This window comes from Chrysiogenia bacterium (genome assembly GCA_020434085.1).
Lineage (GTDB): Bacteria > JAGRBM01 > JAGRBM01 > JAGRBM01 > JAGRBM01 > JAGRBM01.
This window is the reverse complement of sequence record JAGRBM010000123.1, coordinates 1-6694: the sequence shown is the minus strand read 5'-3', so window position 1 is coordinate 6694 and position 6694 is coordinate 1. Positions and strand designations below refer to the sequence as shown.

Genomic DNA, 6694 nt, shown 5'->3' with positions numbered 1-6694 from the left:
GTGCGGGCGCAATCGGGAGGGCTCAGGCGGCCTGGGCGGCTTTGGCTTTTTGCTGAAGTGCGGCCTTGATGAACTCGCGGAAGAGCGGGTGCGGGGCCGTGGGTTTGCTCTTGAACTCGGGGTGGAACTGGCAGCCCAGGTACCAGGGCTGGTCTTCGAGCTCGACGATCTCCACGAGCTGCTCGTCCGGGGAGAGACCCGAGAGCACGAGGCCCTTTTCCTGGAGCTTTTCGCGGTAGTTGTTGTTGAACTCGAAGCGGTGGCGGTGGCGTTCGCTGATCTCGAAGGCGCCGTAGGCCTTCTGTGCCAGGGTGGTGTTCTTGAGCACGCACTCATAGGCGCCAAGGCGCATGGTGCCGCCCTTGTCGGTCACGCTCTTCTGGTCTTCCATGAGCGCGATGACCGGGTTGGCGGCCTTGGGGTCGAATTCGAGCGAGGTTGCGTCGGCAATGCCGGCCACGTTGCGCGCGAACTCGACAACGATGAGCTGCATTCCCAGGCAAATTCCGAAGGTGGGGATGTGATGCTCACGCGCGTAGCGAATGGCCTGGATCTTCCCCTCGATCCCGCGCGAGCCGAAACCGCCGGGGATCAGGATGCCGTGCGCGTTCTGCAGGATCTTGTCGGCGCCGTCTTTTTCGATCTCTTCGGCGTCGATGTATTCGAGGTTCACCTTCGATTCATTGGCCAGGCCGCCGTGGGTGAGCGCCTCGTTAAGGGACTTGTAGGACTCGATGAGGTCGACGTATTTGCCGACCACCGCGATGGTGCACTCGTCTTTGGGTTCCTTGACCGTGCGGACGATGCGTTCCCACGCCGAGATGTCCGGGCGACGGGTCCAGACATTGAGGCGCTGGACGATGCGCTCGTCGAGGCCCTCGTTGTGCAGCTCGATGGGAACGGCGTAGATGGTCGATACGTCGCGCGCGGTGATCACGTTGCCTTTCTGCACGTTGCAGAACAGGGCGATCTTGTCCTTCATCTCCCGCGGAATCTCGCGGTCTGAGCGGCAGAGAATGATGTCGGGCGCGATACCGATCTGGCGGAGCGCGGCGACCGAGTGCTGCGTGGGCTTGCTCTTGAGCTCGCCGGCGGCCTCGATGTAGGGCACGTAGGACAGGTGCACGTAGCACACGTGCTCGTCGCCCAGGTCGTATTTGAACTGGCGGATGGCCTCCAGGAAGGGGAGGCTCTCGATGTCGCCCACGGTGCCGCCGATCTCGACAATGGCAATGTCGTGGCCGGCGCCGGCCTCGCGCACGCGTTCCTTGATCTCATCGGTGATGTGGGGGATGACCTGCACGGTCTTGCCCAGATACTCGCCGGCGCGTTCCTTGCGGATGACCGAGTCGTAGATCTGGCCCGTCGTGAAGTTGTTCTTGCGTGACATGAACGCGTTAGTAAAGCGCTCGTAGTGTCCAAGATCGAGATCCGTCTCGGTTCCGTCGTCGGTGACGAAGACCTCACCATGCTGGGTGGGGTTCATCGTGCCGGGATCGACGTTGATGTAGGGGTCGAGTTTGATGAGGGTGATGTCGAGCCCGCGGGCCTCAAGCAGCGCACCGGTGCTGGCGGCAGCGAGACCTTTCCCAAGGGAACTGACCACGCCGCCGGTGAAGAATATGTATTTCGGTTTCATATATTCCGCTGATTCAGAAGGCTTTAGCCCGACGGGAGCGCAATATAGCCGAGGGGAGGGGCGAGTCAAAGAAGCGACTCGAAATCGCCCGGAGCAGCCCCTGGAGCGACCCTGCAGGGCAGAGGATTTGCCACAGAGGACTCCGGACTCGCTGAGGTCAGGAAACAGCGGAGAAAAGAAACTGGAACCATAGATGCACACAGATGAACACGGATAAGAATCCTGCCGGCACGATGCATCTGTGTGCATCCGTGTTCATCTGTGGTTTCGATTCTGGTTGTTATTCTCTGAACTCTCAGCGTCCTCACTCTAGGCGTCCTCTGTTGTGGCAAACGAGTATGCCGCGCCCACACGCGGCAGGGCGCGCGTGGGTACGGCTGAAAAAGTACGCAAGATGGCCTTGGAGGGTTTTATGGTTGGAAAAGTTGGTGAGTTAGTTGGTAGGTCCAGGTGCCGCTGTGCGGCTTCTGGCTCCCGCGCTGGAAAGAGTTGGTTGAGACAGTGAACTCGGAGTTCACAAAATGGGAAGGTTCAAGGCCATTTGTCCCAGCGCGAGTGATTTTTTCGTTCGCGGCTGTTGTAGCGTTGCCGCGGTTACTTACTTCGTCCGAGGTGCTGTGTAGTCCTGATGTATCCCCGTAGGGGCAGGCGTATGTAGAAGCACCGTCGTTACAAGAGCATTTGTAACACGGGATCGCGCGACGCGTCAAGGATTTTTTGGTGCGCCGCGTCGCAACCATAACTATCTAATATTATTGCGATATATCGATGTCAGGCGGCTATATAGTCTTATTGAGTTGTGAAAAATATCACAGAGGGAGAGCCGGGCTGTTTCCTTTGTGAAAACGAAGTGAAATCAGCAGTTTTCGCCAAAATCAGCCCCTACCAGGAGATTCGGTAAGCGACGCTTACCCCCTGTTTGAGGATGTCGGCGGGCTTGGTGGCAAGTCCCTTGGCGGTCTCGAGCCCCATGCCCGTGGCAAAGTCCACGGTCCATCCCTCGGTGGTTCCGGCGGCCAGATTGAGCGCCTGGACGAGCAGGGGGTCGGCGCCCACGCGCTCTGTCTGCGAGCGCGCCTCTTCCACCGACGCTGCAAAACCCACAGCACCGGCTGCCGCCTTCTCCGACCCGGCGGCGCGCGCGTCGACGATGGTCTTGCCGGAGGCCGCGTCCACGATCACGGGGAAGAGATCGGGCTTGATGCGCGTTTTTGTCAGGTCGATGATGAGCCCGGAATTCTTCACCTCCACCTGCAGCGCGCCCTCGCCAAGGGCAGGGCGGCCGGGATCGTTGTTCTCACCGGCCAGCGCCGCGCCCGGAGAAAGCACCGGCGCCAGCAGCCGCGCGAAGCGGCGAAGCAGCGCGCCGCCGCGCTCGAGCATTCCGCGCATTCCGCCGCCGGGGCGGCCTTCGCCGCTTCCATTGCCCGGATTGCCGCTGCCGGCAGGGAAGGGCGTGTAGGAGGGCGTGAGGCCAGCCGGGCGCTCCATCACTGCGGAGGCCAGCTCGCCCCACAGGGGCATTCTCAGGCGCGTGGTGGCCACCTGGCCGTCGAAGTGGCTCTCGACCTCGCTGGCGCCGCGCACGATGCCGCTCACCCTTGTGTGGATCGTATCGGACACAGTCATGAAGTTCTCGACCACGGTCTCTCCCTGGACGCGCACGCCCTGGACTGTTTCGAGCAGGTTGCGGTAGGCATCGGCCTTGGCCGCGCGCTGGGCGCCAAGACGCGCCACCACGGCGGTGGGGGCCTCCTCGGAAACCGCGCCCGCGCCCTCGGCTTCGACATAGCCCGCGCTCCAGTTGATGAGCCCCTTCTCGGTCTGCTCGACCAGCGCGCCGCCGGTTCTGTCTGCTTCCTGGGCCGCCCCCAGAATCGGGCCCGCAATCAGTGCCAGAAAAATCAGCCCGCCCGCGAGCGCGCCCTGCCGGGAAATCTTCATGCCGGTTCCTCGAATCGAAAAGATCTGGGAAAACTTTAGCCGATCGGGCGGGGCGGTGCTGTGGCGGCGGTCACAGGGGGAGTATCTTCGGCGCAAAGCGCCGCACCGATTTGTCCTCCCCCGCGCCCCTTCGTCAATGGGCTCAGGGCAAGCGGGGGGATGTGGCCGCCCTCCGTCGCACAAGGCACTGGAGGGCCGACTTGTCCGACGAAACCCCGGCGGAGCCCGAAGGGCTGAAGGGGGGCGTTCGTACCGGCATGACATCCCCCTCAGTCCGGCGTAGCCGGACAGCTCCCCCGTCAGCGGGGGAGCGCGACACTGCGGCGGCTTCGCCGCTTTCAATTTCCGTGATTTTTTTCTGTCAATCTCCCTTCCGGGCGTGCAAGCCCATTTCGGAGGCGCCGCTCATGCCGCGCGCCTCCGGCATCACTTCCGCCGCGCGGCAAGAGGGGGACCGGCCGGTCCAAACCCCTCGGTGACGCGCGGACAACTTGTTCTCGATCCAGCCCTCCTTCGCGCAAGGCTTCGGAGGGTCCGTCCGCCAGAGCCCTGGCGGCGGAGGACGGACCGCGTCACCGGTCTGTTGTTTCTCAGGATACAGCCGGGGTGTGACAGAAGGGGTCACATGGGGGTCGCCGAACTGGCCGCCCAGGTGCTCGAGGCCTCGACCCTCACGGAGAACGGCAGAAAAAAATCCTGATCGCAGTCGAAGTTGCTTCCAACGGCAAACTCTTCGACTGCGATCGCTGCCCCTGGGGCCGGCACTGCGACGAGGATCGCAGCTGGCCCGGTTCCCAGGGCCCCGCCGGCTACCCCCTGTGGGAAATCCCCGGCGTCATTCGCTCGGCCACGTGCCTGAAACCCATGGTGACGAGCGAGGAGTGGAAACTCGTGAGCCTCTACCGGCACTACAAAAACGGCTTCCTGCCCTGCCAGGGCGGCCTCTACGACCAGCCGCAGATTTTTCTCGATTCCATGGCCACAATGGAGTCACAAATCGAGAAAAACGCCCAGGTCGAGGCCGAACGCGCCAGCAAGCGCCGCAGCCTCGGCACTGGAGCCAGGAGGTAGTCATGGAAGAGCGAGTGCGGGAGCTGGAAGAGCGGTTGGCGACCATGGAGCGCAGGCTCGGCTGGTGGCGCGGCGGCGGGCTGGCGGTGTTGGCCCTCGCCGTGGCGGTCGGGGCTTGGTCGTGCGGGCAGGTGCGGCGGCCAGACATCATTCGGGCAAAAAGCTTTGAATTACTAGACGAGCGTGGAGATATCCGGGGGCGCTGGGTATGGACAGCGGAAACCGGCGCATCATTTGCGCTGTATAGCGCAACTGAGCCGGCGATCATGATGCATTCAAAGACGTCAGAGAGTGGGGCATTCATATCCATTTCTCATCCGAATGGAGACGACGCTGTGTGGTTGGGATCTCTCTCGCAGGGAAACGCGTCCTTCAGTCTAAGTAATAGCGCCACGAATATCGGTCTAAGAGTAGATAACACCTCGATTGCTGAATTCGCAATGTACCGTGACGACGCAGAGCTGGTGGCATCCGTAGGCACTGGGGAATCTGGAACGGCTGTGGACTTGGCACTGAAAGCCCAGGGAACTGAAACTCGGCTTCATTCGAGCCTAAAGAATCAAGCTGTGATTTTCGGAAAAGACACGGTCGGGAAAACGCTGTTCCAATTGCCGTAGTAAACGAGCGAGAGATAACAGATGGCAAACGACATCATAATTGAGAATTTAGGCTCACAGAAAGCTCGTGAGGCACAAGCGACACAGCGAAAGGCGATGGCCGTTGGTAAAGCGGCGCTTGATATAGGTCTGGATCTAATTCCGCTAAAGAAACTGCTGAGCCTTGCTAAGGATTTGGCGCAAAACGGCGCGGAGGTCGCGACTGAGTTCCGCGATGCAGAGCGATCGCTAGCAAGCGATGCTGCTGGCGCTCGAGCAAGGGCGGATGAAATCGCGCGCTTGGCGCAGACATTTTCATCTTTATTGCCGCTCATCAGTTTTGACAGTAACGAGCTGAATCGTAGTCAGCTAAATGGGCTACTAGGGGCATTTGGGGAAATTCGAAAGACGTTGGATCTCAGTGCAGCCGTATTCCCGGCCAAACATCTACAGAGCATTCGGGATGCTCAAAACATCCTTGATAATCTGGACTCGGCCGTCATTGCTGCACTAAGTCCGGAAGTCGTCTTGGAAGCACCGCCAGGGACAGCGGAAAAGCTCCAGTCAGAAGCCCTCAATTTCAAAATTCAACAACGCGTCAATGAGATACAGGCTGAGTTCTCAGCGAAACTGCAGGCAGTGGAAGATCGAAGGTTAGTCGAGAAGCTGCGATTCGAAAGAGTCAGACAAGAATCCAATCTTGGACCTGACGTGACGGAGCGGCGTTTGGCGGAGATTCAAGCAAAGTTCGATGCCGAACGTGACGAATTGCTCAAATTGCAGACGTTGTCAGTTGAAGAAGTGCGGCGCATGGAGTTCCGCCAAAACGGCGGCCCCCTGGCCGCCGGCCAGCTGGCCCTGGTCGGCGAGGCCGGTCCCGAGCTCTTCGTGCCGGGCACTGCGGGCAATGTCCTCAAGAACGAGGACACCATGGCCCTGCTCGCCGCCGCCGGGGCGCGGGCGCTCCAGGGGGGCACGGCGGGCCTCGAAGCCCTTGGCGGTACCGGCGGCGCCGTTGCCGCGGGCGCCGGGCTCTTCGGCGCGCTCTTTGGTCTCGATGAAGACGGAAAACCGCTGACCCCCGAAGGGATCCTCGAAAAAGCCGCACTCGTTCGCGAGGGCCTGGCCGAGCAGAAGGCACTCCTGGCCTCCTGAGCCTCACTCCGGCAGCAAAATTCCCGCCCGCGCCCCGCAGGCCTCGCAGCTCTCCCGCCTTCCCAGCGGCACTTCGCGGAAGAGCCCGCCGAGGGCCTCGATGGTGAGCAGGCGCGAGCGAAGCGGCTCGCCGATGCCCAGCAGGAGCTTGATGGCCTCGGCGGCTTGAATGCTGCCGACAAGGCCGGCCAGGGCGCCGATGACGCCGGCCTGCGCGCAGGTGGGCGCGGCGCCCGCTGGCGGCGGGCGCTCGAACAGGCAGCGGTAGCAGGCGGCGCCAGGAACCACG

General features: G+C 61.8%; 6 protein-coding genes. 3 read left to right on the top strand and 3 right to left on the bottom strand.

Features of this window, described 5'->3' with window-relative positions; genetic code table 11:
- Positions 1-22: 22 nt before the first annotated feature.
- Both KDH09_04090 and KDH09_04085 read right to left on the bottom strand, forming a co-directional pair.
- Positions 23-1639 (bottom strand): CTP synthase, encoded by a 1617-nt coding sequence (locus KDH09_04090; GenBank protein MCB0218850.1) that lies wholly within the window; start codon positions 1637-1639, stop codon positions 23-25.
- An 882-nt stretch (positions 1640-2521) separates the two neighbouring features.
- Positions 2522-3583 (bottom strand): hypothetical protein, encoded by a 1062-nt coding sequence (locus tag KDH09_04085; protein ID MCB0218849.1) that lies wholly within the window; start codon positions 3581-3583, stop codon positions 2522-2524.
- Between the two features lie 864 nt (positions 3584-4447).
- On the opposite strand from KDH09_04085, the gene KDH09_04080 reads away from it, so the two are divergent.
- Genes KDH09_04080 through KDH09_04070 form a run of 3 tightly spaced genes read left to right on the top strand, consistent with a single transcriptional unit; the run spans position 4448 to position 6405 of the window.
- Positions 4448-4654 carry a hypothetical protein gene (locus KDH09_04080; protein MCB0218848.1) on the top strand — a complete coding sequence of 69 codons (207 nt, stop codon included), beginning with the start codon at positions 4448-4450 and terminating at the stop codon, positions 4652-4654.
- Positions 4655-4656: 2 nt separating this feature from the next.
- Entirely contained in the window at positions 4657-5271 is a 615-nt protein-coding gene (locus KDH09_04075; protein ID MCB0218847.1) for a hypothetical protein, read from the top strand.
- Positions 5272-5292: 21 nt separating this feature from the next.
- Positions 5293-6405, top strand: a complete 1113-nt coding sequence (locus KDH09_04070; GenBank protein MCB0218846.1) for a hypothetical protein — start codon at positions 5293-5295, stop codon at positions 6403-6405.
- Positions 6406-6408: 3 nt separating this feature from the next.
- Here KDH09_04070 and KDH09_04065 read toward each other — a convergent pair.
- Positions 6409-6694 (bottom strand): ThiF family adenylyltransferase (locus KDH09_04065; protein ID MCB0218845.1); only part of this gene is annotated, 286 nt, incomplete at its 5' end.